Source organism: Rhodobacter sp. P1_C2 (assembly GCF_056406375.1).
This window is the reverse complement of sequence record NZ_JBFUAG010000005.1, coordinates 83,692-109,944: the sequence shown is the minus strand read 5'-3', so window position 1 is coordinate 109,944 and position 26,253 is coordinate 83,692. Positions and strand designations below refer to the sequence as shown.

At 66.6% G+C, this 26,253-nt stretch carries 23 protein-coding genes and 1 tRNA gene; 10 read left to right on the top strand and 14 right to left on the bottom strand.

Going from position 1 to position 26,253, the window contains the following annotated elements:
• Nucleotides 1–83 precede the first annotated feature (83 nt).
• The 4 genes from AC1DZT_RS09630 to glpX all read left to right on the top strand — a co-directional run bounded on the left by AC1DZT_RS09630 (nucleotide 84) and on the right by glpX (nucleotide 3,907).
• On the top strand, nucleotides 84–299 hold the full coding sequence (locus AC1DZT_RS09630; RefSeq protein WP_478006406.1) for a hypothetical protein: 216 nt from the start codon (nucleotides 84–86) through the stop codon (nucleotides 297–299).
• 82 nt (nucleotides 300–381) lie between these two features.
• Nucleotides 382–1,680 (top strand): homoserine dehydrogenase, encoded by a 1,299-nt coding sequence (locus AC1DZT_RS09625; protein WP_478006405.1) that lies wholly within the window; start codon nucleotides 382–384, stop codon nucleotides 1,678–1,680.
• A 49-nt stretch (nucleotides 1,681–1,729) separates the two neighbouring features.
• Nucleotides 1,730–2,857: a hypothetical protein gene (locus tag AC1DZT_RS09620; RefSeq protein ID WP_478006404.1), complete on the top strand. Its 1,128-nt coding sequence runs from the start codon at nucleotides 1,730–1,732 to the stop codon at nucleotides 2,855–2,857.
• A 72-nt stretch (nucleotides 2,858–2,929) separates the two neighbouring features.
• Nucleotides 2,930–3,907, top strand: coding sequence for a class II fructose-bisphosphatase (gene glpX / locus AC1DZT_RS09615; protein ID WP_478006403.1), 978 nt, complete (start codon nucleotides 2,930–2,932; stop codon nucleotides 3,905–3,907).
• A gap of 29 nt (nucleotides 3,908–3,936) precedes the next feature.
• Here glpX and AC1DZT_RS09610 read toward each other — a convergent pair whose 3' ends face one another.
• Complete coding sequence (locus tag AC1DZT_RS09610) at nucleotides 3,937–5,871, bottom strand: hypothetical protein (RefSeq protein WP_478006402.1); 1,935 nt, start codon at nucleotides 5,869–5,871, stop codon at nucleotides 3,937–3,939.
• A gap of 116 nt (nucleotides 5,872–5,987) precedes the next feature.
• On the opposite strand from AC1DZT_RS09610, the gene recJ reads away from it, so the two are divergent.
• Both recJ and AC1DZT_RS09600 read left to right on the top strand, forming a co-directional pair.
• Nucleotides 5,988–7,724, top strand: coding sequence for a single-stranded-DNA-specific exonuclease RecJ (recJ, locus tag AC1DZT_RS09605; RefSeq protein WP_478006401.1), 1,737 nt, complete (start codon nucleotides 5,988–5,990; stop codon nucleotides 7,722–7,724).
• Between the two features lie 98 nt (nucleotides 7,725–7,822).
• Nucleotides 7,823–7,897, top strand: a tRNA-Glu gene (locus AC1DZT_RS09600).
• A 62-nt stretch (nucleotides 7,898–7,959) separates the two neighbouring features.
• On the opposite strand, the gene AC1DZT_RS09595 is transcribed toward AC1DZT_RS09600, so the two are convergent.
• From AC1DZT_RS09595 to glgX, 6 genes are all read right to left on the bottom strand, one after another.
• Complete coding sequence (locus AC1DZT_RS09595) at nucleotides 7,960–8,775, bottom strand: transglutaminase-like domain-containing protein (RefSeq protein ID WP_478006400.1); 816 nt, start codon at nucleotides 8,773–8,775, stop codon at nucleotides 7,960–7,962.
• Nucleotides 8,776–8,856: 81 nt separating this feature from the next.
• A complete protein-coding gene (locus tag AC1DZT_RS09590) occupies nucleotides 8,857–9,999 on the bottom strand; it encodes a sugar ABC transporter substrate-binding protein (protein ID WP_478006399.1) in 1,143 nt (380 codons plus the stop codon).
• A 31-nt stretch (nucleotides 10,000–10,030) separates the two neighbouring features.
• The gene (locus tag AC1DZT_RS09585; RefSeq protein WP_478006398.1) at nucleotides 10,031–11,440 is read right to left on the bottom strand and encodes a sensor histidine kinase; all 1,410 of its coding nucleotides are present in this window, start codon (nucleotides 11,438–11,440) and stop codon (nucleotides 10,031–10,033) included.
• Between the two features lie 193 nt (nucleotides 11,441–11,633).
• On the bottom strand, nucleotides 11,634–13,241 hold the full coding sequence (locus AC1DZT_RS09580) for an FAD/NAD(P)-binding protein (RefSeq protein ID WP_478006397.1): 1,608 nt from the start codon (nucleotides 13,239–13,241) through the stop codon (nucleotides 11,634–11,636).
• Nucleotides 13,242–13,435: 194 nt separating this feature from the next.
• Nucleotides 13,436–15,418: an AI-2E family transporter gene (locus tag AC1DZT_RS09575; protein ID WP_478006396.1), complete on the bottom strand. Its 1,983-nt coding sequence runs from the start codon at nucleotides 15,416–15,418 to the stop codon at nucleotides 13,436–13,438.
• Between the two features lie 229 nt (nucleotides 15,419–15,647).
• Entirely contained in the window at nucleotides 15,648–17,702 is a 2,055-nt protein-coding gene (gene glgX / locus AC1DZT_RS09570) for a glycogen debranching protein GlgX (protein WP_478006395.1), read from the bottom strand.
• 285 nt (nucleotides 17,703–17,987) lie between these two features.
• Between glgX and AC1DZT_RS09565 the strand changes: the two genes are divergently transcribed.
• Nucleotides 17,988–19,241, top strand: a complete 1,254-nt coding sequence (locus AC1DZT_RS09565) for a sugar phosphate nucleotidyltransferase (protein WP_478006394.1) — start codon at nucleotides 17,988–17,990, stop codon at nucleotides 19,239–19,241.
• 172 nt (nucleotides 19,242–19,413) lie between these two features.
• On the opposite strand, the gene AC1DZT_RS09560 is transcribed toward AC1DZT_RS09565, so the two are convergent.
• Nucleotides 19,414–19,587 carry a DUF1328 domain-containing protein gene (locus AC1DZT_RS09560; RefSeq protein WP_478001250.1) on the bottom strand — a complete coding sequence of 58 codons (174 nt, stop codon included), beginning with the start codon at nucleotides 19,585–19,587 and terminating at the stop codon, nucleotides 19,414–19,416.
• A 339-nt stretch (nucleotides 19,588–19,926) separates the two neighbouring features.
• Between AC1DZT_RS09560 and AC1DZT_RS09555 the strand changes: the two genes are divergently transcribed.
• The gene (locus AC1DZT_RS09555; protein WP_478006393.1) at nucleotides 19,927–20,310 is read left to right on the top strand and encodes a hypothetical protein; all 384 of its coding nucleotides are present in this window, start codon (nucleotides 19,927–19,929) and stop codon (nucleotides 20,308–20,310) included.
• Between the two features lie 225 nt (nucleotides 20,311–20,535).
• Here the strand turns inward: AC1DZT_RS09555 and AC1DZT_RS09550 are convergent, their stop codons facing one another.
• The 5 genes from AC1DZT_RS09550 to AC1DZT_RS09530 form a co-directional block, all read right to left on the bottom strand.
• The gene (locus AC1DZT_RS09550) at nucleotides 20,536–21,060 is read right to left on the bottom strand and encodes a pyridoxamine 5'-phosphate oxidase family protein (protein WP_478006392.1); all 525 of its coding nucleotides are present in this window, start codon (nucleotides 21,058–21,060) and stop codon (nucleotides 20,536–20,538) included.
• Nucleotides 21,061–21,069: 9 nt separating this feature from the next.
• Nucleotides 21,070–21,267 (bottom strand): CsbD family protein, encoded by a 198-nt coding sequence (locus AC1DZT_RS09545; RefSeq protein ID WP_478006391.1) that lies wholly within the window; start codon nucleotides 21,265–21,267, stop codon nucleotides 21,070–21,072.
• Between the two features lie 180 nt (nucleotides 21,268–21,447).
• Complete coding sequence (locus AC1DZT_RS09540; RefSeq protein ID WP_478006390.1) at nucleotides 21,448–23,265, bottom strand: histidine kinase dimerization/phosphoacceptor domain -containing protein; 1,818 nt, start codon at nucleotides 23,263–23,265, stop codon at nucleotides 21,448–21,450.
• Nucleotides 23,262–23,843, bottom strand: coding sequence for an RNA polymerase sigma factor (locus AC1DZT_RS09535; RefSeq protein ID WP_478006389.1), 582 nt, complete (start codon nucleotides 23,841–23,843; stop codon nucleotides 23,262–23,264). Before AC1DZT_RS09535 ends, AC1DZT_RS09540 begins: the two co-directional genes overlap by 4 nt.
• Nucleotides 23,843–23,998 carry a NepR family anti-sigma factor gene (locus AC1DZT_RS09530; protein WP_478006388.1) on the bottom strand — a complete coding sequence of 52 codons (156 nt, stop codon included), beginning with the start codon at nucleotides 23,996–23,998 and terminating at the stop codon, nucleotides 23,843–23,845. Before AC1DZT_RS09530 ends, AC1DZT_RS09535 begins: the two co-directional genes overlap by 1 nt.
• A 95-nt stretch (nucleotides 23,999–24,093) precedes the next feature.
• Between AC1DZT_RS09530 and AC1DZT_RS09525 the strand changes: the two genes are divergently transcribed.
• A complete protein-coding gene (locus AC1DZT_RS09525; RefSeq protein ID WP_478006387.1) occupies nucleotides 24,094–24,918 on the top strand; it encodes a response regulator in 825 nt (274 codons plus the stop codon).
• Nucleotides 24,919–25,007: 89 nt separating this feature from the next.
• Here AC1DZT_RS09525 and AC1DZT_RS09520 read toward each other — a convergent pair whose 3' ends face one another.
• Nucleotides 25,008–25,346 (bottom strand): hypothetical protein, encoded by a 339-nt coding sequence (locus AC1DZT_RS09520; protein ID WP_478006386.1) that lies wholly within the window; start codon nucleotides 25,344–25,346, stop codon nucleotides 25,008–25,010.
• A gap of 130 nt (nucleotides 25,347–25,476) precedes the next feature.
• Between AC1DZT_RS09520 and AC1DZT_RS09515 the strand changes: the two genes are divergently transcribed.
• The gene (locus AC1DZT_RS09515; RefSeq protein WP_478006385.1) at nucleotides 25,477–26,205 is read left to right on the top strand and encodes a Crp/Fnr family transcriptional regulator; all 729 of its coding nucleotides are present in this window, start codon (nucleotides 25,477–25,479) and stop codon (nucleotides 26,203–26,205) included.
• The last annotated feature ends 48 nt before the right edge of the window (nucleotides 26,206–26,253 follow it).

Sequence of the window (26,253 nt, the reverse complement as noted above, 5' to 3'; positions counted from 1 at the left end):
GCCCGCGCGCCCCGGATGCGAAGAACTTCGCCCAAGCTGCGCGCAAAGGGTGCAAAGCCTGCGAAGGGGCGCTAGAAGGGCTCATGCGTTATGTAATCCTTGCCCTGATGCTTTCGGCCTGCACGGCCCATCCCAAGATCGACTGGCCCGCAGGGTCGGGCACGGTCCCGGCGCCCCGGCTTCTGCCGCAGTCCGAGCTTCTGCCCGCCCCGGCCGCCACCGACCCCGGCCCGGCGCTGGCCGGGCGTGCCGGGGGCCTGCGCAATTGGGCGGCCTCGCGGCCTCCGCCGGTGCAGTAAGGCCGCGCCGGGACGCGCCGCCGCGTTGCGCTGCGCTTGCGAAACGGCTAACAGGCTGTGCAGCAGTCAGACGAGGTCCCAGATGAGCCAGAACCAACTCCCCGCCCTTCGCATCGGTCTGGCTGGCCTTGGCACCGTCGGCATCGGCGTGGTCAAGATCGTGCAGCGCCATGGCGACCTGATCGCCGCGCGCACCGGCCGCCGGGTGGAGATTGTCGCCGTCTCGGCCCGCGACCCCAAGAAGAACCGCGATGCCGACCTGTCGGGCTATGCCTGGGAGGTCGATCCCGTGGCCCTTGCCCGCCGCCCGGATGTCGATGTCTTCATCGAGGTGATGGGCGGCCATGAAGGCCCGGCGCGTCTGGCCACCGAGGCCGCCATCGCCGCCGGCAAGGATGTGGTCACCGCCAACAAGGCGCTTCTGGCCCACCACGGCCAGGCCCTGGCCCTCGCCGCCGAGGCCGCGGGCCGGGTGATCCGCTTCGAGGCCGCTGTCGCCGGTGGCATCCCGGTGATCAAGGCCCTGACCGAGGGCCTCGCCGCCAACCAGCTGCGCCGCGTCATGGGCGTGATGAACGGCACCTGCAATTACATCCTGACAAGGATGCAATCGGCTGGCCTGCCCTATGAGACGGTCTTCGAAGAGGCGCGCCAGCTGGGCTATCTCGAGGCCGACCCGAACCTGGACGTCGGGGGCATCGACGCCGGCCACAAGCTGAGCCTTCTGGCCGCCATCGCCTTTGGCACCAAGGTCTCCTTCGACGCGGTGGAACTGGAAGGCATCGGCGCCATTTCGATCGACGACATCAACCTTGCCGCCGACATGGGCTACCGCATCAAGCTTCTCGGCGTGGCGCAGGTCACCGGCCGCGGGCTGGAACAGCGGATGACGCCCTGCCTCGTCCCCGCCGACAGCCCGCTTGGCCAGTTGCAGGGCGGCACCAACATGGTGGTGCTGGAGGGCGACAGTTCCGGCCAGATCGTGCTGCGCGGCCCCGGCGCGGGCGAAGGCCCGACCGCGAGTGCGGTGATGTCGGACGTTCTGGACCTGGCGCGCGGCCTGCGTCTGCCGACCTTCGGCCAGCCCGCCGCCACCCTTGCCACCCCGGTCGCCGCCAAGACCGCGACGCCTGCGGCCTGGTACATGCGGATGACGCTGCTCGACAAGCCCGGCGCCTTGGCGAAGATCGCCACCTGTCTGGGTGAGGCCGGGGTCTCCATCGACCAGATGCGCCAATACGGCCATTCCGGCGCCAATGCCCCGGTGCTGATCGTCACGCACAAGGCAACCCGCGACGACATCGACCACGCGATGAGCCGCTTTGCCGCCACCGGCGTTCTGGTGGGCGCCCCGGTCGCGCTGCGCATCGAAGAGGTCTGACTTGACATGACGCGGCCACAGGCGGACCCTTCCCTCGGGGAGGCGCATCATGTGGCTGCGAGTCTTCTTCTGTCTGTGCATGACCGGTCCTGCCGTGGCAGACCCCTTGCCCGGGGCCGATGACCCCGGCTTTCGCGCTTCCCTGACCGCGGTCACCCGATCCGATGACGCAGAGGCCCGACAGGCGCTCCACGCCCAGGCCGCCGCCGGAAACGCCGCCGCCCTCGTGGCCCTGCCGGTGGTCGAGGCCTGGTGGCCCTTTACCGGCCCGATGCCGGAGCGTCTGGCGCAGCGCCAGATCGGCGGGCGCTGGACCTCTGACCTCGCCAGCGCGGCCTCGCCGGTGGTGGCCCTGTGGCAGGGCGGGGCAATCTCGCCCCGGATGCCGGATCAGCTTGACCGGGCCCTGGGGCTGTACAAGCTGGGCGAGGCGCGCAAGGGCGATGCCCTGCTTGAGGCCTGGGTCAACCACATGCCCCTTGCGGCCCCCCTGCCCGAGGGCCTTGCCGATCTGCCCGCCGCCCCGCTGCTCAAGGCCCTGATCCTCTTGCGGCACCTGACCAAGGGCGAGGACGCCGCCCTGCCCGTGCTGCAGCATTGGCTGGATCAGGACCGGATCGAGGGCTGGATGGTGCTGGCCGAGGTCACCGACCATTACCCCGGCAGTCCGGGCCGGGCGCTGACCCTGGGTCTTGGCGACGCCCCCGACCATGCCGGGCGGCTGGAGGATGGCCGCCGCGCGATGGCGCTGCTCTGGCGCGACCAGACGCCGCGCCCGCTCGCCCCGCACGAGGTGGCGATGGTGCTGCAGGACCTGCTGCCCCGCCCGCAATATGCCCCGGTCCGCGCCTATTGCGCGGCGCGCTGCCCCGAGGACCCGCAATCCTGCGCCGCGGCCTTTGCCGGTCTCCTCGGCGCGCCGCGGGCGGCGACGACGGCGCTGACGCCGCCGGCCGAGGTGATGGACACGGAGGATTTCTTCGCCACCCCGCGTGGCGAGCAGGTTCTGCTCGGCACCGCGGCGCTGCATCATCTGGACCTTGACCAGTCGCCCGCCCCCGCCGCCGGGCTTGCCAAGACCCCGGCCTTCGCCGCCATCAGCCAGCAGGATGCCTGTTTTGCAGCCGGGGTCACGCGCGCCCTGAGCCCCTTCCCGCAGGCCAAGCAGGACGGTTAGCGCAATCATCCTTGCGGCAAGCCGGACACCCGGCTAATCGGGCAGAAAGCCCCGCCGCAAAAGGATATTCCCATGCCCACCGCCCCCGCTGGAGTTCTGGAGTTTCAGGACCGTCTCTTGTCCCTCGGCCTTGCCCGCGTGTCCGAGGCGGCGGCGCTGGCCTCGGCCCATCTGATCGGGCGGGGCGACGAGAAGGCCGCCGACCAGGCCGCCGTCAACGCGATGCGCGACCAGTTGAACCTTCTGGACATCGCCGGCGTCGTGGTGATCGGCGAGGGCGAGCGTGACGAGGCGCCGATGCTCTTCATCGGCGAGGAGGTCGGCACCGGCAAGGGCCCGGCGGTGGACATCGCGCTTGACCCGCTGGAGGGCACCACCCTGACCGCCAAGGACATGCCCAACGCCCTGACCGTGATCGCGATGGCGCCGCGCGGCACCATGCTGCATGCGCCCGATGTCTACATGGAAAAGCTCGCCATTGGCCCGGGCTTCAAACCCGGCACGGTGACCTTCAACATGTTGCCCTCCGAACGCGTCTCGGCCCTTGCGGCGGCCAAGGGGGTTTCGACCCATGACATCACCGTTTGCGTGCTGGAACGCCCGCGCCACGAGGCGCTGATCGAAGAGATCCGCTCGACCGGCGCCTCGATCCGGCTGATCACCGATGGCGATGTGGCCGGGGTGATGCACTGCGCCGAACCCGAGGTGACGGGGATCGACATGTACATGGGCTCGGGCGGCGCACCGGAGGGTGTGCTGGCGGCAGCGGCCCTGAAATGCATGGGCGGCCAGTTCTTCGGCAAGCTGATCTTCCGCAACGACGACGAGAAGGGCCGCGCCCGCAAGGCCGGCATCACCAATTTCGACCGCGTCTATACCCGCGACGATCTGGTGCGCGCCGATGTGATCTTTGCGGCGACCGGCGTCACCTCCGGCTCGCTTCTGTCGGGGATCAAGCGCGAGCCGAGCCATATCACCACCGAAACCATCCTGATGCGCTCCAAGACCGGATCAGTGCGGCGGATGAGCTATCGCAGCCCGGTGAAGTAAGCCGGGCCTGCGGGCTGGTCTGGCAGCGGTCAGACCAGCACGAAATCTCCCAGATGCAGGGTGAAGAGGCCCTTGAGCTCGATCTGGAAATCGGCGACACCGTCGTGGTCGATGTCGCCCGAGATGATGGTCACATCATGAGCGGTGCCGGCGGGGTTGAGCCTCTGAAAGCGCAGCTCGCCCGCGACGTTGTGAAAGCCGCTGTTGGCGATGAAAGTGAAGGCCGTCTTGCCATTGCCGAAATTGCCATCGGCGTCGATGGCCGACAGGTCGATGCGGTCGGTCTCGGCCTGACTGAAATCCACGATGACATCGCGGGTTGCCGCATCCTTGCCCGAATGGGTCGCGGCGCTGAAGACGAAGCGGTCGGCATCCAGACCGCCCCGCATCAGATCGCGGCCATAACCGCCCAGCAGCGTATCCGCCCCCGCCCCGCCGCGCAGGATGTCGTCGCCGTTGTTGCCGTTAAGGTAATCCACCCCATCCGCCCCGATCAGCAGGTCATTGCCGAAACCGCCATCGAGGCTCGCCCCGGCATTGGCGGCGGTCAGCGTATCATTGCCACCCAGGCTCGACAGCTTGTTCGCCGTATAGCCGAGCGCGTCGTTCGAGGCGGTCAGGCTGTCATTGCCGGAGCCTGAGACGAAACTCACCGCCTCGACCCCGTTGACCCTGGTGCCATCGGCCAGAACCACGCTCGCCGCGCTGAAATTGGCCTTGAAGGCGCCGGTGAAGGCCGAAAGCTCCAACGTCAGCGCATCGCGTCCGGCGCCGCCGTTGATCACCGCCGGTCCGGTGCCGGCCATCGAATAGGTGCTGGTCATGTAGAGCGTGTCATCCCCGGCGCCGCCGTTGATCAGGCTGCGGCCATTGTAGGCCGACAGCGTGTCATTGCCGTCGCCGCCCGACAGGGTGGCCTGCCCCGTGCCGCCGACCAGCATGTCATTGCCGCCCTCGCCCAGGAGGTTCTGCTGCGCCCCGTTGGAGAAATCGACCCGGGCCACGTCATCCCCCAGCCCGGCGCGCAGCGTGGTGTCGCCCGAGCGCAGGTTGATCACGTCATTGCCGCCCGACGTGTCCAGCGTGGCCCCGCCGGAATAAAGGTCGAGCGTGTCGACCTCGTCCCCGCCGGTGAAGGTGACCGTGCCGCTGGTGCCCGAGAAGGTCTGGATCTTGTAGGCCTCGAAGCCGGTGAAATTGGCAAAGATCGTGCCGTCCGCCGTCATGGTCCCGGCGGCGATATCGATCAGCAGCGCGCCGAAAGAGGCAAAGCCATTGCCCCAGGTCAGACTGTCGCCGCTGCCCTTGCCGCCATCCAGCTGCATCGCGCCGCTGCCGGTGACCGGCAGGCCGTAGAAGGTGATCGCGTCATTGCCGAGCCCGCCTTTCAGCACCCCGCCCTGAAAGCTCGACACATTGCTGTAGGAATTAAGGATCGTGTCATTGCCCGCGCCGCCGGTGATCAGGTTCGACCCGCTGCCGCCGACGACATAGAGGGTTTCGAAGTTCATATAGGTCGCGCCGTTCACCCCGCCGACGATCGGCTGGAAGGTCGAGCCCATGGTGATGCTGATCGTCTCCGAAAACCCGGTCAGCGCCAGCAGGTAAAGCGTGTCGCTGCCGGTGCCGCCATCCACCACCTGCCCGGTGCGGATCGCCGAGACCTGGACCGTGTCATTGCCCGAACCGCCGAAGATCTCGTCGCCCTGCGAGGCCGAGATGATCCGGTCATCGCCGCCATTGCCATGCATCACATTGTGCTCGACGATGTTGATGTCGCTGCCGCCGTTCAGAACATCATTGCCCGAGGCGCCGTTGAGCACATCATCGCCGCGGTCGCCGTAAAGCTCGTCGCCCCCCGCAACGGCGGTCAGCGTATCGGCGCCATCGCCGCCATAAATGCGGTCGCCCGCTGCGGAAGCCGTCACATTGTCGGGGCCGGGGCCAAGCACAACATCGGTCATGTCAAACGCTTTCCTGCTAAATGTGGGGGGACTTAATCCCGCCACATTGCCACTCGAATCCCAAGCTGGCAAGCGCCGGGCTTGCATGGCCGCGCCGGGCGGTGCATCCCCGGGCCATGACCGCATTTCTCAACGTCGAATCGTCGCTCACCGGACGCCGCTGGTCCGGCCCCACCCCCGAGGCGGCCCGGCTGGCCGAGGCCATGGCGCAGCGCACCCGCCTGCCGCAGGCGCTCTGCCAGACCCTCGTCGCGCGCGGCGTGGCGCCCGAGGGGGCGGAGGCCTTTCTCGCGCCCGCCCTGCGCGATCTGCTCCCCGACCCGATGAGCCTGCGCGACATGGGGGCCGCCGCTGATCGGCTTGTGCAAGCCGTGGCGCGCCGCCAGCGCATCGCGGTCTTTGCCGATTACGACGTGGATGGCGGCGCCTCTGCCGCGCTGCTGATCATCTGGCTGCGCCATTTCGGCCTGGTGCCGACGCTTTATATCCCCGACCGGATCGACGAGGGCTATGGCCCGAACGTGCCGGCGATGGCCGCCTTGGGCGCGGCGCATGACCTGATCCTCTGCGTCGATTGCGGCACGCTGAGCCACGATCCCATCGCCGCGGCAACCTGCGATGTCGTGGTCCTGGACCACCACCTCGGCGGCGAGACCCTGCCCCCCGCGCTGGCCGTGGTGAACCCCAACCGCCAGGACGAGGAGGGCACGCTGGCCCATCTTTGCGCCGCCTCGGTCGTCTTCCTGCTGCTGGTCGAGGCCAACCGCCGCCTGCGCCTGAAGGGCGAACAGGGGCCGGACCTGATGGCGATGCTCGACCTTGTGGCCCTCGCCACCGTGGCCGACGTGGCGCCGCTCCTCGGCGTCAACCGCGCCTTCGTGCGGCAGGGGCTGAAGGTCATGGCGCGGCGCGATCGGATCGGGTTGCGCGCCCTGTCCGACATCGCCCGGCTGGATCAGGCGCCCTCGGCCTATGCGCTTGGCTTCGTCCTCGGGCCGCGCATCAACGCCGGGGGCCGCATCGGTCAGGCCGACCTCGGCGCGCGGCTTTTGTCCACCGACAACCCCGCCGAGGCCACTGCTTTGGCTGCAAGGCTCGATGCGCTCAACACCGAGCGGCGCGAGATCGAGGCACGGGTGCGCGAACTGGCCCTGGCCCAGGTCGAGGCGCATGGGCCGGAGGGCGGCCTTGCCTGGGCTGCCGAGGATGGCTGGCACCCCGGCGTGGTCGGCATCGTCGCGGCACGGGTGAAAGAGGCGACCCACCGCCCTGCCGTCGTGATCGGCTTCGAGGGCGACATCGGCAAAGGCTCGGCCCGTTCGGTCAGCGGCGTCGACCTCGGTGCCGCGATCCAGCGGCTGGCCGCCGAAGGGCTGATCGAAAAGGGCGGCGGTCACAAGATGGCGGCGGGCCTGACGCTGACCCGGGCGCAGCTTTTGCCCGCGATGGAGCGGCTGGAGGTCTTGCTCGCCAAACAGGGCGCGGGCCAGGGCGGCGCGGGGGACCTCGCGATCTCCTCGCTTCTGATGCCCAGCGCCGCGACCCCGGCACTGATCGAACAGATCGAGGAGGCCGGCCCCTTCGGCGCCGCAGCCCCCGCCCCGCGATTCGCCTTCGCCAGCCAGCGTGTCACCGCCCGCCGCATCGGCGAGGCGCATCTGCGCCTGACCTTCGGCGAGGCCGAGGGCGCCCGGATCGAGGCCGTGGCCTTCAACGCCTTCGACACGCCCCTTGGCGCCGCCCTGGAAAACCCCGGCCACCGCAGCTTTCACCTGGCCGGCAGGCTGGAGATCAACCACTGGAACGGCCGCTCCAAACCCCAGCTCCGGCTGGAGGATGCGGCCGAGGCGTGAGCTGTCCCCAAGTTCATGCCCCCAAGTTCATGCGTCTGCGCGCAAATTTCCTCTTGCGCGCCGCTGCAGGCTTGATTAGACACCGCCGCACAAAGCGTGGCCCGTTCGTCTATCGGTTAGGACGTCTGGTTTTCAACCAGGTAAGAGGGGTTCGACTCCCCTACGGGCTGCCACCTTCCCCCTGATCCTGATGCGTCAAATCGGCTCTTGCCGACCCTTCGGGCTGTTGGGTCGCTCAGGCGGCAGCCGACAGGACCTCGTCGCAGTTCACCGCGAAATGGGTGATGGCGATGGTCCCGAAGGAGGTGATCATCGGCACGTCCACCGCATCGCGACCCTCGACCATCTTCACCCGCCCGATGCGCGGCGTGTTGTGGCGGGCGTCGATCGTGCACCAGCGGCCGCCGACAAAGACCTCGACCCAGGCGCAGAAATCGCCCGGCCCGGCATAGGGCACGCCGATATCGCCGAGATAGCCGCTGACATAGCGCGCCGGGATGTTCAGCGCCCGGCAGAGCGTGATCGTCAGATGGGCGAAGTCGCGGCAGACGCCCTGCCTTTCGTTGAAGGCATCCTGCGCGGTCTTGAAGGCGCTGGCATAGCCATAGCCAAAGCTGATGTGGCCATGGACGAAATCCAGCACCGCCTGCACCCGCGACCAATCCTCGGGCAGATGACCAAAGCGCGCCCAGGCCTCGGCCATCAGCACATCCGACTGGCAATAGCGGCTGGGCGCGAGGAATTGCAGCACCTCGTTCGGCAGGCTTTCGACCGGGGCGATCCTTGCGGAAGTGTCGAGGAAATCGGGCTGGCCGTCATCCTCCACCGTGCCCTGCCATTGCAGGCGCAAGGGCCCCTCCCCCGCCGCGACGCGCAGGCGGCGGTTGCCGAAATCGTCGATGAAGGAGGTGAAGCCGGTAAACGGGCTGAGGATCAGGTCGGATTGGGAGATGAGCCGCGCCTCCTCTTCCGGGCGCAGGCTCAGGCCGAGGAGAAGGGGGGCTGCGCCGTAGCGCTGGATCGTGATGTCGAATCCGATCTGGATCTTCATGGGGGGCCTCGTTTCTGAAAGGGTTGCCCCAATAAGACCTGAGAGGCCGAATGGTTCCCGCGCGGGCCGGAAATTCCGCGCCTATTGCCCCTCGGACGACCAGGGGAAGTTCAGGAAATTGGCCCGGCTGTCATAGCAGATATTGCCGTAAAAGCGCAGATAGGTGTCGCGGCGCGCCGGATCGGCATAGACGGCGGCGGGGTCGGCGATGTCGGCCTCATAGCGCGGCAGGCTTTCGGCGGTCAGGGCGATGGGCAGGATGTCGATCGCCTGGGGGATGCTGCGCCCGGCCAGCCAGTCGGCGGCATGGCGGCCCATCGCATAACCGAAGACCGAGGCGGCGAGGCTGATGCTGGCCTTGTAGGGGCTGTTCGGGCGGCGCAGCTCGGAGACGGCATCCGCCTCGCCGTCGATGCCGCCGAAGAACTGGTCGGGCCGAGCAAGGCCCGCATCGCGCATCGCGGCCAGGGCACCCATCACCACGGTATCGGCGCCGAGCACGACGTCGATCCGCGGCTCGGCCAGAAGGATGGTCTGCATCGTGGCATAGCCGCCGGCGTTGTTCACCGTCTCGGGCGAGATGTCGGCCACGATCACCGCCCCCGGCACCTTGTCGAGTGCCGCGCGGATCGCGGCGAAGCGCGGGGCGAGGAAGCCCAGGCTGTCATGGGTCAGGATCACGACATTGGCCCTGCCGCCGAGATGGCGGTTGATATAGTCGGCGGCGGCATCGCCGAGGGTCTTGCCGGTCAGATATTGCGGGGCGTTGAGGATCGTGGTGGCGGGTGGTGCCACGATGGTGCCGAGATAGGCGCCCGACCAGATCAGCGCCTTGCTGTGGGGGGCGAGCGCCGCCGCGTCGATCGGGGCTGCCACCACGGCGCCGACATGGGCGGCAAGGTGGCCATCGAGCACCGCCGCCATCGCCGCAGGGTCATTGTCCGCGCTGGCCTTCTGAAAGGCGAGGCCGGTCTCCTGCGCGGCAATCTCGAGGCCGCGGCCGATGCCCTTCATGAAGTCGCGGTCATTGTCGCTGTCGAAGGCCAGGACCTTGTCGAGGCCGGGCGGCGGGGTGCAGGCCGCGGCTGTCGCGTCGAAGGGCGGCAGGACGACCGGCTTGGTCATCCCCTCGCCCCGGTCCTGGGCCCAAGCTGGAGGCAGGGCGCCTGCGGTGCCAAGGCAGATCACGGCGGCTGCCAGTTGTGCGGTCGTGAACTTGCGCATCGTCATCCCATCCTGGTGTCGGGGTCTGTGATCAGGCGGCCGGCAGGATCAGCCGGGCCGAGGTGCCGGGTTGGCGCATCGCATATTCGACCCGCCCGCCAAGGCTCGCGGCCAGGGCATTGACCAGCTTGGTGCCAAGCCCGGTGCCCTGCAGGACCGGGTCCGCCGCCCGCCCGACGCCGTCATCCTCGACCCGAAGCTCGGCCGAACCGCCCTCGGCCTGGGTCAGGGTCACGCGGATTTCGCCCTTGCCGTTGGGGTAGGCGTATTTGAAGGCATTGGTCACCCATTCCGCCGCGATGATGCCAAGGCTGACGCTCTTGTCGGTCGGCAGCGACAGCTGGGCGATCTCGGGCTTCAGGAACGACTGGTGGCCGCTGGCGCGCATCGAGGTTTCCAGCTGCGACAGCAGGCTGGGCAGGAAATCCCCCAGTTCCACCGATTGCACATCGCCCGAGGTGTAAAGCTTCTTGTGGACCACGGCAACGGCGCTGATCCGGTTCTGCGTCTCGGTCAGGGCGGCGCGGGTCTCGGGGTTGTCGGAGGCGCGGGCCTGCAGGCTGACCATCGAGGCGACGAGCGACAGCGAATTGGCGACGCGGTGATTGACCTCGGCCAGAAGCACCTGGGCGCGGTCGCGCGCCATGGTCAGTTCGGCTGTCCGCTCGTTCACCCGCTGTTCAAGCCCGGCATTGGCCGCGATGACATTGTCCTGCGCCCGGCGCAGGCTGCGCACGAAGCCGCGGATGACCAGACCGGTCGCCGCCACCACCAGAAGGATCAGCACCGCTGCGGCCAGGATGATCTGGCTCAGCTGGTGGAGGCCTTCGTTCTGCCGGGCCATGTTGTCGTTCAGCTTTTCATTGGCATGGCGTTCGATGCTGGAGAGGAAGACATTGGCCTCGTCCATCAGCGCCTTGCCCCGGTTGGTGCGCAGGATCGCCAGGGCCTCATCCCCCCGGCCCTCGCGCTTGAGGGCGATGGTCCGGTCCAGCTCTTCGAATTTCTCCTGCACCAGCGGGTCAAGCCGCTTGAGCACCAGCTGCGCGCCGCTGTCGGCGCTCAACAGCAGGGTGAGCTTGGCAAGCTGTTGAAAGGAGCGGACTTTGGCGGTGCCGAACGGGGCAAGATAGATCTCGTTGCCGTTCATCAGAAAGCCGCGCTGGCTCGATTCCGCGGCCTGGATGCCATAGCGCAGTTCAGAGGCCGCCGAGGCGATGTCGCGCGACTGGACGCCAAGGTCGAAATCGGATTGCGCCCGCTGAGCCAGACGGAAGGTCAAGGCCACCATCAGCGTCAAGGCGACGAAGCCGATCACCATCAGCAAGGCCGCGATGCGCCGCGTCCGCCTGGCCCGCTTCATGATCTGGGCCGGCATTCCCGCCATCTCTTCACCGCCGCCTTGTTGCGCTGCACCGACCGTCCCTTTGTCCGCCATCATGGCTGCCGCCCTATCACGGTAACATACTGCCTGCACTTGCCAACATGCTCTTTCGCGCCGAAGCGGCCGAAAACATGCTTTCCGCACAGGACTTCCGGGATGGACGCAGGGGAAAGACGATCCCGCGCTGTGGCAGGAAAGCCTTGGTCGCGGCAGGGTTGCGTGGCGCGCCGGGGAAAGCGCGCCTGCCCCATCAGTTGGACAGCGCCGCTGCCGCGACCGCGCGGGACAGATCGGCGCAATTGGCGAGGCCCTGCGAGAAGGGATGCCGGGCGATCACCTGCGGCATGGCAAGACAATAGATCGCCGGGCCCGCGCCCTCCTGCCCCGCCAGCGCCAGACGGAAGGGCGCCTCGAGCGCGCCCTGCGGATCGGCCAGCGCCGCCACCAGCCCGGGGAACGGCAGGTCGGACAGCGGCTCTGCCGGCTGGCCGCGCGCGTCGATCATCAGATCGAGCTCTCGCTGCCCGTCGGGCAGGGTCAGGGTGATACCGCCGCCCGGTGCTGCGGCGATGGCGCCCTCGGCGTCGCCAGTGCCGACAAGATCCAGCACGCCCGCCTCGAACAGCGCCAGCACGCGGGAGACCGAAAGATCCGGCACCGCCGCATAGCAATCGGCAAAGACCGGCATCAGATGGGTGGAAAAGCTCTCCCAATCCTGCGGGGTCAGCACGCGCAAGGCCGCATCGAAGGCCTCGTGCCCGCGCAGCAGGACCGAGCGGTGCGGCACGGTGGTCTTGCGCCGCATAGTCTCGCGCGCCTCGGCCAGGGTCTCGCGCAACGACCGCAGCCCGCCCAGCGCCTGACGGCGGGCGAAATAGGCCTCGGCAAAGCCCGGAATCGTAGCGGCCTCCGGGCCCAGACCTTCCAGATAGGTGGGATCGGCGTCGTGCAGTTCGGCGAGAAGCAGGGCAAAGACCCGGTCGAGCAGGCCCTCGGCGCCCGCGTCCACCTCGCGCGCCACGGCCTCTTCGGTCAGGTGGCGCAAGGGGGCGTGCGGGTAGGTGTAGTAGAAATCCGCCTCGGGCATGATGCCGCGGCGTGACACCATGGTCAGGCGCAGATCGCTGGCGGTGTCATGCGGGAACCACCGCATCTGCGCGCCCTCGTCCTGAAAGCTGCCATGCATCTGACCCAGCGCCACCGCCACGTCGATCGCCGAAAGCGAGGAGCCGAGAATGCCGATCCGCCCGGCCGGCAGCGCCGCAAGCCGGGTGGCGGGCCAGGGCGAGACAAGCTCTGCCGTGCCGAGCCGCGGGTGTTCTTCGAAATGATGCCCGGTTGCGATCACCACGGTGCCGAAGGTGAAACGCCGCGTGCCGGCGGGGGTCTCGACCAAACAGGTGCTGGACGCTGTGCCGGGGAGGATGTCGGTGACGCGGTGGCGTGGCAGGACGCGCACGCCATGACCACGCGCCCGGGCCGCCGTGCAAAGCGTCTCGAACTCGGCAGCGTAATAGGCGCCCAGCAGCAGGCGGGGATAGAAGCTGCGGGTGGTCAGATCTCGCCGTGTCAGGTTCCAGCGGGCAAGCTCGGCATCGCTCAACCCCAGAAGCCAATCGAGAAGCGGCTGGGTGACCGAGGGGATCTCGCGGCTGAAGGCATTGCCGAGCATGAAATCGGCATTCATTTCAGGGCGATAGGGCATGCCGGTGCCAGGGCTGTCGCTGGCCTCCAGCACGGTGATTTCAAGGAAAGTGTCGCGCTCCAGCGCGTCGGCGGCATTGATCAGGTGCTTGAGCAGGTAGATCGCCATGGGGCCCGAGCCGATGATGCCCCAGCTGTCCGACGGCAAGGGCATCGCCACCGCTCCCGTGGCACCTTCTGGCTTTTTCTCTGCGTTCACCTGCGGGCCTGCCTCTTCTGGTTGATCACCGAAGGAAACAATTTCGAAGGCGAAGGGTTCCCTTTTGCGCGAAACTTCCCGGCGCGACACATCTTCAGATCGAAACGCCCGGCGGCAGGGCTTTTGGCCCGGCCGCCGGACAGGTCGTCTCAGGCGGCAGGACGCGCGCCATAGGACAGCGCGGCGCGCTTGGGCCGCGGGGTCAGCGGCACGGCCTCGGCCTTGGTGAAGGCCTCCTTGCAGGCGGCTTCCAGCGAGCGGACGGCGAAATCGGCACCGATCTCGCGCGCCTGTTGCAGGGTGGCCTCGGTCACCGGCGGCAGCATGCCGCTGTCCTGGCCCTTTTCCGACGCTTCGGAGAGATCCTCCCAGATCACCACGCCGACGCGCAGCGCGGGCATGGCCCGCTTGATGCGGCGGATGTGCAGGAAAGAGGCACGCGAAGGTTCGGTATCGAGGAAGCTGAAGATCACGCAGTTGAGCGCCGCGGCCGAGAGGGCCTCGAAATTGGCGAGGGTCAGATCGTGGTGGGTCTGGAAGCTGGCCGCGGCACCATGGGTCTTGAGCACCTGCGCCAGCATGGCGGCGGCGGCATCGTCCAGATCGCTGCGCGCCCCCATGCAGAGCACTCGGTAGCCCGCGCCATCCAGCAGCGTGCCCTCGGGGTCGGCATCGGCCTTCTGCGCCTCGACCACCTCTTCCTCGGCGGCGTCGGACAGATCGGCCACCATCTGCTGCACGGCCGTCGCAAGGCGGGTCTGCTGTTCGGCCTTCAACACGCCGCGCAGATGGTCATGCTGGGCGATCTGCAGCGCGGGAATGCCGGTGTCACGGTAGAACTCGGCCAGGTACTGCGTCTCCAGCGCCTCTTCGGCCAGCACGGCGGCTTCGGCCACATCGCCGACCAGAAGCCGCTGGTAGAGCCGCGAATGCGGGGCAAGGGCGGGTTCGTCGCCGAGAAGGATGTCGAACAGCTCGAACTGCGGCATGTGGCGGCCCAGGACCACGAGGCAAACCGTCAGCGGCGTCGACATGACCAGCCCGAGCGGCCCCCAGAGCCAGGTCCAGAACACAGCCGAGACGATGATGCCAAGCGGGCTGATCCCGGTGCGCGAGCCATAGAGCCAGGGCTCGATCACGTTGCTGGTGACCAGTTCGACCACGCCGAACAGGGCGATGGTCCAAAGCACCGCCGACCAGTCGGGCGAGACGGCGAAGGACAGGAACAAGGGGAAGGCCGCGGCAAGGAAGGACCCGATATAGGGCACAAAGCGCAGGACCAGGGTCAGAAGCCCCCAGAGCACGGCATTGGGCACCCCGATCAGGAACAGGCCAAGCCCGATGGGCAGCGCGTAAATCACATTGACCAGAAGCTGCACCAGCAGGTACTGCGCCACCCGGTCGCCCGCATCGCTGAGTACCTGGGTCGTGCGGTGCAGGTCGTTGGACCCCACCAGACGGATGAAGCGGTCGCGCAGCTCGTCCCGCTCCAGCAGCATGAAGATCACCACGACGATGACCAGACCCACCGTTGCGATCGGGCTGAGCAGCGGCAGCAGCACATCGCGCAGGATGGTCAGCGGGCGCTGCGAATCCACCATCTGCACCGCCATCGGCGCGGGGGCTGCGGGGGCGGTGCTGCCGGTCGGCTGGGTGACGGCGGCGGTCGAGCCTCCGCCCACCTCGTTGTTGATCGTGGTGATCATCTGCCCGATGCGGCCGACGATGCTGTTATGCCCGCCCGCCTCGCGCAGGCTGTCGAGCTTCTGGATGATATTGGCCTGAAAGGTCGGCAGGTTCTGCGCCAGCGAGGTCAGCTGCGACCCCACGATCAGCATGAAGACCGCGATGGCGACGAAGGCCACCAGAACGACCATCAGCACCGAGGGGATGTTGGGCATCCCGCTTTTGCGCAGCCGCGAGACCAGCGGCGACAGGGCAAAGGCGATCAGCGTCGCGATGGCCAAAGGCAGCACGACATCCTTGGCGAAATAGACTGCCGCGATGACGGCGGCGATGGTGGCGAGCGTCGGCAAGGTGATCTTGCGCGCCCGCCAGCCAGGCAATTCGGTCTCGGGTGCGACCATCTGCTGGCGCGCGGTCTGCATGGGGGTGAAATCAGCCTCTTCCATGGCAGGCCGCGTCACAGATCACACCGGCGGGCCGATGTCTTGCCAAGCTGGCGGGCGGGCCGAAGCGCTGCGACCCGCCCGAACCCCGAGGCGGCGCAGAAGAGGGTCGCAAGGATCAGCGGTAAGGGGGCGAGAAGGGCGGGCATGGTCTGTCGTCTCCAGTTGCGGGGGGCCAGTTGGTTGGGAAACCGGGGGGCGAGGGAAGGCGCAAACGAAAGCAGAGGGGCGGTCAGCCCGCCTTGAAGACCTTTACGGACTGCCAGCCGAGGTCGACCTGGCCTTCGGCGGTGCCTGAGGCCTTGATGTCATCGGCGGCGGTGTCGATCAGCGCCTGCCAAGTGCCCTCGGGCAGGGCAAAGCCGGTGTCGTCGCCGGCATTGATCAGGATCAGCAGATCGCAGGTTGCAAGCGACAGGTGCAGGCCCAGACAGCGCGCTTCGGGGCTTTGCCAGTCGCCCTCGGCCATCTCGCGGCCCTCGGGGTGCAGCCAGCGCGCCGTGGGCGCCTCTGACCCCGGGGTGCCGTCGCCGAATTGCGCCTGCGACAGACCCGTCTCGCGGCGGAGCGCGGTCAGGGCGGCGACCGCCTCTGTCAGGCCTTCCCTTGCGGATGACCAATCGAGCCAGGCCAGTTCGTTATCCTGGCAATAGGCGTTGTTGTTGCCCTGCTGGCTTTGGCCGAACTCGTCCCCGGCCAGCAGCATCGGCACGCCCTGCGACAGCATCAGCGTGGCGAGCATGGCCTTCGCCCGGCGCAGACGCGCGGTGAGGATGCCCTCATCCTCGCTCGGGCCTTCGGCGCCCAGATTGTGCGACAGGTTGTTGTCATGGCCATCGGCCCCGCCCTCGCCATTCGCCTCGTTGTGCTTGTCGTTGTAGGACAGGGTGTCCCACAGGGTGAAACCGTCATGCGCGGCCAGAAAGTTGACCGAAGAGGTCGCGGGCCGGGCGGAATGGTCGAACTGCACCGGCGAGCCCAGAAGCCGCTCGGGCAGCGCGGGCAGAAGGCCGGGATCGCGGCGCCAGAAGGCGCGGGTGTCGTCGCGGAACTTGTCGTTCCACTCGCGGAACGGCCAGGGAAAGCCGCCGACCTGATAGCCGCCCTCGCCGATGTCCCAGGGCTCGGCGATCAGCTTGACCGTCGACAGGATCGGGTCCTGCTTCATCGTGGCAAAGAAGGTGCCCTCGCGTTCGAAGCCATAGGATTCCCGGCCCAGCGTCGCGGCCAGGTCAAAGCGGAAGCCGTCGACATGGCAGACCTGAACCCAGTAGCGCAGACTGTCGAGCACCATGCGCAAGACCGCCGGATGGTCGATGTTCAGCGTATTGCCGCAGCCCGTGGTGTCGAAGCTGTGGCGCGGGTTTTCCGGCGACAGAAGATAGTAGGAGGCGTTGTCGATGCCGCGGAAGGACAGGGTCGGCCCCATCTCGCTGCCCTCGGCGGTGTGGTTGTAGACCACGTCGAGGATCACCTCGATGCCCGCGGCGTGAAAGCGCTTCACCGCTTCCTTCACCTCGCGCACCGAGCCGGATTTGAGGTAATCGGCATGGGGCGCAAAGAAGCCGAGCGAATTGTAGCCCCAGTAGTTCGACAGGCCCTTCTCCAGCAAATGACGGTCCTGCACGAAGGCGTGGATCGGCAAAAGCTCCACCGCGGTCACGCCAAGGCGTTTCAGATGGGCGATGACCTCGGGGTGGGCGAGGCCTTCAAAGGTGCCGCGCACCGCTTCGGGCACGGCGGGGTGGCGCTTGGTCAGGCCTTTGACATGGGCCTCATAGATCACGCTGTCTTCCCAGCGGGTGCGCAGGGTATCTTCCACCTCCCAGTCGAAGGCCGGATCGACGACCACGGCCTTGGGCATGAAGGGCGCGCTGTCGCGGTCATCGAGGCTGAGATCGTCCGAGCCGACCTGATAGCCGAACAGCGCATCGTCCCAGACCAGCGGGCCGCGCAACTCGCGCGCATAGGGATCGAGCAGCAGCTTCGCCGGGTTGAAGCGGTGCCCCGCCTCAGGCTCATGCGGGCCGTGGACGCGGTAGCCATAGACCTGCCCCGGCGCGATACCCGGCACATAGCCGAACCAGATCTCGCCCTCATGCAGGGGCAGATCGACGCGGCCGATCTCCATGCTGCCATCCTCGCTGTAAAAGCACAGCTCCACCCGCGTGGCATGGGCGGAGAACAGGGCGAAGTTCACCCCTTCCCCATCGTAATCCGCCCCGAGCGTATCGGACCGGGAGGCCGCGCGGTCGATGGTGAAAGGGGCGAAACTGCTGTCGGGCATGGCGAAGATCCTTGCTGCTGCCGGAAGGGGCCGATCCTCGTGCGGATCGGCGTGCTGCCCGGGAATTCGCAAGATCAACGTCACGGCGCGGAGAGCGGTTCCGCGCCGGAACAAAGATTGCCACGGCAGGCGGGGCGGCGGACAGCGCCTTCGGGAGTGGCCTCGGCGCAAGGCCGCCGGGTCGATCACAAATGCACGACAAGGCGCAAGATGTGGCGTGCCCACGGGAACCTTTGCGCGATTGGAGGGTTTGTTCGCCAGATGCCAAGCTGAAGGATTTCGATCATGCTGCCCGTGTCCTCCTCTGCTTTTCCCGAGATTGACCTGTCCAAGACCGTGGCCGTTCTCTTGGCCGGCGGCCAGGGCGCGCGCCTGCACGAGCTGACCCAGTCAGAGTGCAAGCCGGCCCTGCATTTCGGCCGGATGCACCGGATCGTCGATTTCACCATGGCCAATGCCGTGGCCTCGGGCATCAAGCGGATGCTGGTGGCGACCCAGTACCAGCCCGGCACCCTATCGCGGCATCTGAACCTGGTCTGGCTGCCCGCCTTCCCCGATGCGGGCCTTGTCCTGCGCGAGGCGCGGCATGTGGTGGGCGACCGCGGCTATCTCGGCACGGCGGACGCGATCCGCGCCAATATCGCGGCGCTGGATGCGATGGAGGCGCGCGAGGTGCTCGTCCTGTCGGGGGATCACATCTATCAGATGGATTATGCCCCGATGATCGCGGCACACCGCGCCTCGGGCGCGCGGGTCACCGTGGCGGCAATTCCGGTGCCGCTGGAAGAGGCCAGCAGTTTTGGCGTCATCACCCCCGGCCTTTCGGGCGGCATCGCGGCCTTTCAAGAGAAGCCGGCCGCGCCGGTCGGTCTGCGCGGCGAGCCGGACCTCGCCCTCGCCAGCATGGGGGTCTATGTCTTTTCCTGGCGCTGGCTGCGCGAGCTTTTGACCCAGCGCGCAACGATGCACGACTTCGGCAATGATGTGCTGCCCTATGCCGTGGCGCAGGGCATGGCGGATGTCTATGTCTGGCGCGATGCAGGGGGGCGGACGCCCTATTGGCGCGATGTCGGCACGCTGGATGCCTTCCGCCTCGCCTCGCTGGATTTTGCCGGGCGCAAGACGCCCTGTGCCCGCCCCCTGCCGCCGAGCCTGACCCATCGGCTTGCCCCGGATGTGACCGTGCTGCGCAGCCGTTTCGGCGCCGAGCTGAACACCGGCGGCATCCGCATCCTGTCGCCGGTGCTGCATGCCGACAACCCGGCCCGCTGGGCGATGCTCGACCGCTCGGTGCTGATGCCGGGGGCGCGGGTCTCGCCCGGGGTGCGCTTGACCGATTGCATCGTGGCACCGGCCACCGCCTTGCCCGATGGGCTGGTGGTGGGCGAAGACCCCGAGGAAGACGCCCGCTGGTTCCGCGTCACGCCGAATGGCACGACGCTGATCACTACCGCGATGATCGCCCGCCGCGCGGCGCGGCGTAAGACGCCCTTCTCGATGAAGCAGCTGGCCGCCAGTGCCTTCGGCCTGCGCGCCTGAACCAGGTCGCCACGACGACAGAACGCCCCGCAGATCCTGCGGGGCGTTTTTCTTTGGGGCGATCCTTCGACCGGCGCTGCGCCAGTGCCCAAAGGAAAGGGCGCCCCGACCGATGGTCGAAGCGCCCTGTCTGTCAGGCGCGCCCCGATTTGGGGCCGCCAGGTTCGCCTCTTCACACCGGGGGACGGCCGCGCAGCGCACGGGCGATCATCGCCACGACGAAGAGCACGAGGAAGATGACGAAAAGGATCTGGGCGATCCCGGCGGAGGCACCGGCGATGCCACCAAAGCCCAGAGCAGCCGCGATCAGAGCGACGACAAGAAAGGTAAGAGCCCATCCAAGCATAACGATACTCCTTCAGATGAAATGTGGGGCGCGCACGCCTGCCACCTTATGCAGCATCAACGCCTGGGCTGGTCTTCGGTTCCCGAGGGACGCCGATTAAAACGCGCGATCCAGGCCGGCTATTTAGCGCCTCGAAGGCAAAGTTTCTTGGAACCAGAACGGCTTGGCCGGCGTTATTCCTGCATAGTCCCGGCGATGTGGAGAGACGGTACGACCCGTCTGCAGCCAAGGGAAAGCGGCCCGGCCGCCCCTGTTGCAGAAGGCCCGCTCCCCCCTCGCCCCTTTGCGAAAGGCGCATCACGACCGCGCCGAAACCCCGAACCGATAGAGGAAGACATCATGACCCTGCAGAAATCCATCGAGAATTCCGAGACCGTGAAATCCCTGCGCGCCAGCGCCGCTTCGGTCGTCGAGAATGTGATCGCTCCGGCCACGGACGAGCTGGTGCAGAATGCGCTGAAGGCCAGGGATGTCGCCGGTGAGACCGCGCGTCAGGTCCAGAAGCGCGCCGAAGAGCTGGGCAGCACCGCCACCCAGCGCGGCAGCGAGCTTGCCGCCGACTTTGCCGATATCGCCGTGCGCAGCCTGCGTCTGGCCGATTCCAACGTCCGCAGCTTTGCCCGCCGCAAGCCCGAAGTGCTGATCGCAGGCTCGGCGCTCGCCGCCATCGTCGGCATCAGCCTGGTGACTTGGCTGCGTTCGTCCAAGTCGAAGTACAAGTAAGTCCACCGCGTTAACGAGTCATTCAAGCAAGTTATACTGCAGACCCCGGGGGCAATCGAAAGATTGCCCCCTTTTTTTGTTTCGGGGGCAATCGAAAGATTGCCCCCTTTTTTCCGTCCCGGGCGCAATGGTGCCCCCCCCCGCTCGACAACCCCCAATGACAAAAGGCGCGCAGGATCTGCGCGCCTTTTCGTGGTGATTGCGACAGGTTACCCCCGCGCCGGCTCAGGCCTCGGTGCGAAAATTCACCACGGCGTGCGAGCCGACATCGGGGCTGTGCTCGGCAGAGAGGTTGGCGCGGATCATCTCGAAGCCGAATTTCAGCGTCGAGGTGGTCGAGGCCCAGATCTCTGCCACTTCGGGTGCAAGGCACAGAAGGGTCACGCGCGGATCATGCCGCCCGCCCTGGAACCAGGCGCCGATCAGCGGCGACCAGAGCGCGTCAAGCTTGGCCTCGTCCTTGACCCGGGACAGCGTGCCCCGGACACTGGCATGCACATCGTGATCGGCGCTGACCAGCACATAATCGGCCATCTTCGAGGCGCCGAAGCCCGCCTCAAGCTCGCGGACCAGATCGGTGTCCGAGGCGGAGATGAACCAGATCAGGCCCGCCTCCTCATCGGCGAAATGCGTCATCGGCTGCAGGCCAGAGGCGCTGCCGTTGAGACCCAGCATCCCGGTGCGGGTGCCCTCCATCACATCGAAGAGCGCCGCGCGCGGGTTTTCGGATACAGCTTTCTGATAGGACATGATGCGACCTCAGAGCTTGTCGGACCAGTCATCGACCTCGCGCTCGGCAGCTGCCTTGGCATGGCCATATTTTTCCTGGATCAGACCGATCATCTGTTCGCGCTTGCCGGCAACACGGTCGAAGTCGTCGTCAGTGATCTTGCCCCACTGCTCGCGCGCCTTGCCCTTGTATTGCTTCCATTTGCCTTCGATTTGATCCCAATTCATGACACACTCCAATTCACAAAATACCAGTCCGCCAAACTGACGGCACCTGAGAGGTCAACGCCCCTCCTGCGCAATTGGTTCCGAAATGTGGCAGGAAAGCCAGCCCGACGCGCGATCATGGCGGAAAGCCGCCCATGGGTCCTGGAATTGCGCGCCGCTGCGGTCAGGCGATTTCAGGGGTCAGGCGATTTCCGGCGCGGGGCCTTCTTCGTCGTCGGGCGTTTCCGCCACGGCCAGCGACTGCACCTTGAAGCGGACCGAAAGCTTGAAGCGGCGGTCGCTCACCTCACGCGTCAGGGTTCCGCCGATCTGCTGCGAAAAGGCCTTGAGCAGCTGATCGCCAAGGCCGGTGCTGGTGGTGAGCTTGCGCTGCACCGGTTCCGCATCGGGCGCGATCGAGCTTTCGGGCAGGGTGTTGATCACCTGCATCAGCTGCATGCCATCGGCCTCGTGTTTCAGGCGGACCATGATCTCGACCGGTTCGCCGGGTATGGTGCCGGCATATTTCAGTGCATTGGTCATCGCCTCGGTCAGCAGAAGCGACAGGGGCACCGCCTGGTCGGGCGGCAGGTGCAATTCGTCCATGTCGAGCGACAGGTCGAATTTCAGGCCCGGCGTGCTGCCCATCGTGACGATCTGGCGGACGATGTCGCGGAACAGCTCGTCGGCGCGCACATCGGCGAGGCCGCTGGTCTGGTAGAGCCCGCGGTGAATGGTGGCGAGGCTCATCACCCGGTCCTGCAATCCGCGCAGCAGGACCTTCGCCTCGGGGGCGATGGCCTTGCGCATCTGGATGTTCATGATCGAGGCGATGAGCTGCAGGTTGTTCTTCACCCGGTGATGCACCTCGCGCAGCAAAACCTCTTTCTGGTGGATCGAATCCTCCAGCTCGGTCTCGCCCTGGGCGATGGCCCTCGTCATGCTTTCGAAGGCCACATGCACCTCGCGCAGTTCGACCGGGGCCCATTTGAGATTGGCCTTCTCCAGCCCGCGGTTGCCGCGCGCAAAGCGCAGGATCGACCGGTGCAGCGTGCGGATATAGCGCGTCACCAGCCGTTCCGAGGCGAGGGCGGCAACGATGAGGCCCGCGATCCACATGGTGATCGCGGGCAGATAGGGCGAAACGAAGGTGTCGTTCTGGGCGCCGGCACCTTGCTGGTCCCAACTGCTCATCAGGTAAAGCTGGCCCTTGACGATGGGCACCACGGCATAGGTCCGCCGGTTTCCGCTGTTCGAGACGTCCTGGAAGACATGTTCCGCCTCGTCGGCGAAGGCGGTCAGGACATGGTCATGCGGCATCTGCGCCACCACCTTGTCCAGCCCGCTGCTGGCGGTCAGCACCTCGCCCTCCTGATCGAAGGTCCAGAACTCGATCGCGGCGGAAACGCCGACCAGGTCCCGCGGGGCGGAGGCATCCAGCCTTTGCAGGGCGGTATGGGGCAGCGAGGCCGAGACGAAGCCCTGATAGCTGCCCGCCGCATCCCAGACCGGGTTGGAGACGACGAGGATCGAGGTGCCGGACATCGGCCCGTTGCGGTTCACGATGAAATTCGGCGCCTTGGCGGCCAGGATGCTTTGGAAATGCGGGTCATCCGCGAAATTGCGCGGCGTGCCGGTGGAGGAGCAAGTCATCATGCCATCCTTGGGCACATAGGCCACAAAGGAGGCATCGGGCAGCTGTTTCAACGCGGCCTTCATCAGGGTGGCGCAGGTCTCGGGCGCAGGCATCTCGGCCAAGGCCGCGGAGAGGCCCGCGATCACGCCTTGCGTGTTGCGGATCGTGCCGATCTCGCCCGAGGCAGAGCGCAGGGTCTCGCCCAGAAGGGCCGCTTCGGTGCGCTGCTGGATCTCGCGCTGCAGGACGCGGGTCTGCATCAGCGAGACCACGCCCAAAGGCAACAGCGCCACCGCCAGCACCAGGGCAAAGCGGATGTTCAGCCGTTCGACGCTTCTGCGAACCCACCCCGGTTGTGCGGCGGGGCCCCTGCCTGCGATCATGCTGCCTGAATGCCGGAGCGCCCCATGACCGACAGGGTGATCCCGTCATGGCCCGACAACACATCCTCGCCATCGGCCAGATGCATGAGCTCGCTCAGACGCTTGCGGGCCCGGTTGGTGCGGCTTTTGACCGTGCCGACCGCCACACCCATCATCTGCGCCGCCTCTTCGCAGGAAAACCCCGAGGCGCCGACGAGGATCAGCACTTCGCGGTGTTCGGGGGAAAGCTGGTCGAAGGCGACCTGAAACTCGGCATAGGCAAGCTTGCCGTCATGGTCGGGGCGCACGAAGAGGCCGCTGGCATGGATGCCTTCGGGGTCGGCCACGACACGGCGGTTCTTGCGCAGGTCGGAGTAGAAGGTGTTGCGCAGGATGGTGAAGAGCCAGGCTTGCAGGTTGGTGTCGACGGCGAACTTGTCGATATTGGTCCAGGCCTTCACGATCGTGTCCTGCACCAGGTCGTCGGCGGCGGTCACGTTCCGGGTCAGGCTGATGGCAAAGGCGCGCAGCGCCGGCAGATGCGTGACCAGTTCATCGCGCGGGTCACCACGGACGTCGCCTTGAAGCACCTGTCCCATCACGAGTTCCCGCCTTTTTCCTGCTTCTGACGCAGCTGCGCGAGCAGATCCTTGAACCGGTCAGGGATCTCTTCTTTCAGCGCGTCTTCGTAGACGCGCTTCAGATTTTTATCTATCTGCTCTTGCAAGCGGGACTTTGAGTTGTCTTGGGTCATGGAACCGAACATTTTTTGCCTGCTGCCTATATACACGGAACCAAACACCGATCCACGCGTTCGGTTCCCGGAAAAACGAGATGGAGGGGAAAAAAATGCCCAACAGGAAAACGGCCGAAATGGAACCGCGCGACCTTGCTTCGGAGATCGGCATTAACCTGCCCTACCTGCGCCGCTATGCCCGCGCACTGACCGGCAGCCAGGACACCGGCGACCGCTATGCCGCGGCAACGCTGGAGGCCGTGCTGGAAGACACCGCCATCCTCGAGGCCAGCGACTCCTTGAAAGTGGCGCTCTTTGCGGCCTTCCATCTGGTCTGGGCCAGCGCCGGCGCCCCGGCCGGTGAAGCCGACAGCCGCTTCTCCGCCATTGCCCAGGGCCATATGGAAGCCCTCACCCCCGGATCGCGCGAGGCGTTGCTTCTGCACTCGATCGAAGGTTTCAACCAGAAAGAGATTGCTGCCATCATGCAGATCGAACCGGAAGAAGTTGCGCATCTGATCGACCTCGCTGTGCAGGAAATGGCCGCCTCGATCGCGGGCCGCGTGATGATCATCGAGGATGAGGCGATCATCGCGATGGATATCGCCGCCATCGTCGGCGAGATGGGCCACGAGATCACCGGCATCGCCAGCACGCGGGCCGAGGCCAATGCCCTGGCCGCCCGCGAACGCCCCGACCTGATCCTGGCCGATATCCAGCTGGCCGACAAATCCTCGGGCATCGATGCGGTCAACGACATCCTCAAGATGTTCGATTCCGTGCCGGTGATCTTCATCACCGCCTTCCCCGAGCGGATGCTGACCGGCGAGCGCCCCGAACCGGCCTTCCTGATCACCAAGCCCTATTCGGAAGACCAGGTGCGTTCGGCCGTCAGCCAGGCGATGTTCTTCACCAGCACCGAGACGCTGCACGCCTGACACCTGCCGCAACGCTGAAAAAACCCCGGACCGAAAGGCCGGGGCTTTTTCATGTTCATCTCCTGCGGGGGCGGCGGGGGCGCGCCCGCTCAGGCGTTGGACAGAAGCCCGCGCACGGTTTCGGTGGTGAAGGGGAAGGGCAACAGCTTCCATCCCGCGACCTTGGGCGCCTGATCGGTCCAAAGCCCCATCAGCACGACCTGTGCGCCCTGCCCGGCCAGAATCCGGTTCAGCTGCGACCGCGCCAGCCGCTCGGGATCGGCGGCGATGAAGGCGACGCCGACGAAAGGCACCGCAGCCAGGGCAGTGACGGCAGCGTCCAGCGTGGTCACCACGATGATCTCGGCGTCGGGGTGTTCGTCACTGATCGTCTGCGCCAGATCCTGGCCCACAATCACGTCACTTACGACGATCAGATAGGCGCCCATCCTTGATATCCTTGAACAATCTTTCACGCGCGTCCCTCCGACAGGCGCCGGAGATCCCCGCGCGTTAAATCCTTATGGATTGCTTTGCCGTTCTGTGCATTAAACTGCGACATATCCGAAGGGGAGATTGATGAAGATCACGTGCACCGACTGCCCGCTGCGCCGCTGCGAATATTTCACCCCCTTCACCGAGGCCGAACTGGCCTTCATGCTGACCTTCAAGGTCGGCGAATTGTCGGTCGAACCGGGCACCACGCTGCTGATGGAAGGCTCCAACAGCCCGCAGCTTTACACCGTGCTTTCGGGCACCGGCACCCGCTACAAGACGCTGGAGAACGGCGAGCGGCAGGTGATCAACTTCCTCTTCCCGGGCGATTTCACCGGGTTGCAGGCCGCCCTGATGGGCGAGATGAAACATTCGGTCGAGGCGACGACGCAGATGGTGCTGTGCGTCTTCAACCGCTCGGACATCTGGAACATCTTCAAATCGCATCCCGAACGCGCCTATGACGTGACCTGGATCGCCGCGGTGGAGGAGCATTTCCTGGGCGAGACCATCGCCACCCTCGGCCAGCGCGATGCGGGGCAACGGGTCGCCTGGGCCTTCCTGCGCCTGCACCACCGGCTGCGCGCCGTGGGTCTGGGCAACAAGACCACCGTTCCCCTGTCCTTCCGCCAGCAGGATCTGGCCGATGCGCTTGGCTTGTCGCTGGTCCATACGAACAAGACCCTCGCCCGGCTGCGCGATCTGGGTCTGGCGCAGTGGAGCGCGGGGCAGCTTTCGATCCCGGACCGTCAGGCCCTGGCCGATTATGCCGGGACCGCCCCGGAGCCTTTGGAAAAGCGCCCCCTGATATGAAAAAACGCCGATGAGCAGGGGGAAAGGCTCATCGGCGCAGTTAGAGAC

Bases quoted from the DNA above. Each gene is read 5' to 3' on its own strand.
- AC1DZT_RS09630 (WP_478006406.1), top strand. From the start codon at position 84: ATGCGTTATGTAATCCTTGCCCTGATGCTTTCGGCCTGCACGGCCCAT.
- AC1DZT_RS09625 (WP_478006405.1), top strand. From the start codon at position 382: ATGAGCCAGAACCAACTCCCCGCCCTTCGCATCGGTCTGGCTGGCCTT.
- AC1DZT_RS09620 (WP_478006404.1), top strand. From the start codon at position 1,730: ATGTGGCTGCGAGTCTTCTTCTGTCTGTGCATGACCGGTCCTGCCGTG.
- glpX (WP_478006403.1), top strand. From the start codon at position 2,930: ATGCCCACCGCCCCCGCTGGAGTTCTGGAGTTTCAGGACCGTCTCTTG.
- AC1DZT_RS09610 (WP_478006402.1), bottom strand. From the start codon at position 5,871: ATGACCGATGTTGTGCTTGGCCCCGGCCCCGACAATGTGACGGCTTCC.
- recJ (WP_478006401.1), top strand. From the start codon at position 5,988: ATGACCGCATTTCTCAACGTCGAATCGTCGCTCACCGGACGCCGCTGG.
- AC1DZT_RS09595 (WP_478006400.1), bottom strand. From the start codon at position 8,775: ATGAAGATCCAGATCGGATTCGACATCACGATCCAGCGCTACGGCGCA.
- AC1DZT_RS09590 (WP_478006399.1), bottom strand. From the start codon at position 9,999: ATGCGCAAGTTCACGACCGCACAACTGGCAGCCGCCGTGATCTGCCTT.
- AC1DZT_RS09585 (WP_478006398.1), bottom strand. From the start codon at position 11,440: ATGATGGCGGACAAAGGGACGGTCGGTGCAGCGCAACAAGGCGGCGGT.
- AC1DZT_RS09580 (WP_478006397.1), bottom strand. From the start codon at position 13,241: ATGCCCTTGCCGTCGGACAGCTGGGGCATCATCGGCTCGGGCCCCATG.
- AC1DZT_RS09575 (WP_478006396.1), bottom strand. From the start codon at position 15,418: ATGGAAGAGGCTGATTTCACCCCCATGCAGACCGCGCGCCAGCAGATG.
- glgX (WP_478006395.1), bottom strand. From the start codon at position 17,702: ATGCCCGACAGCAGTTTCGCCCCTTTCACCATCGACCGCGCGGCCTCC.
- AC1DZT_RS09565 (WP_478006394.1), top strand. From the start codon at position 17,988: ATGCTGCCCGTGTCCTCCTCTGCTTTTCCCGAGATTGACCTGTCCAAG.
- AC1DZT_RS09560 (WP_478001250.1), bottom strand. From the start codon at position 19,587: ATGCTTGGATGGGCTCTTACCTTTCTTGTCGTCGCTCTGATCGCGGCT.
- AC1DZT_RS09555 (WP_478006393.1), top strand. From the start codon at position 19,927: ATGACCCTGCAGAAATCCATCGAGAATTCCGAGACCGTGAAATCCCTG.
- AC1DZT_RS09550 (WP_478006392.1), bottom strand. From the start codon at position 21,060: ATGTCCTATCAGAAAGCTGTATCCGAAAACCCGCGCGCGGCGCTCTTC.
- AC1DZT_RS09545 (WP_478006391.1), bottom strand. From the start codon at position 21,267: ATGAATTGGGATCAAATCGAAGGCAAATGGAAGCAATACAAGGGCAAG.
- AC1DZT_RS09540 (WP_478006390.1), bottom strand. From the start codon at position 23,265: ATGATCGCAGGCAGGGGCCCCGCCGCACAACCGGGGTGGGTTCGCAGA.
- AC1DZT_RS09535 (WP_478006389.1), bottom strand. From the start codon at position 23,843: ATGGGACAGGTGCTTCAAGGCGACGTCCGTGGTGACCCGCGCGATGAA.
- AC1DZT_RS09530 (WP_478006388.1), bottom strand. From the start codon at position 23,998: ATGACCCAAGACAACTCAAAGTCCCGCTTGCAAGAGCAGATAGATAAA.
- AC1DZT_RS09525 (WP_478006387.1), top strand. From the start codon at position 24,094: ATGCCCAACAGGAAAACGGCCGAAATGGAACCGCGCGACCTTGCTTCG.
- AC1DZT_RS09520 (WP_478006386.1), bottom strand. From the start codon at position 25,346: ATGGGCGCCTATCTGATCGTCGTAAGTGACGTGATTGTGGGCCAGGAT.
- AC1DZT_RS09515 (WP_478006385.1), top strand. From the start codon at position 25,477: ATGAAGATCACGTGCACCGACTGCCCGCTGCGCCGCTGCGAATATTTC.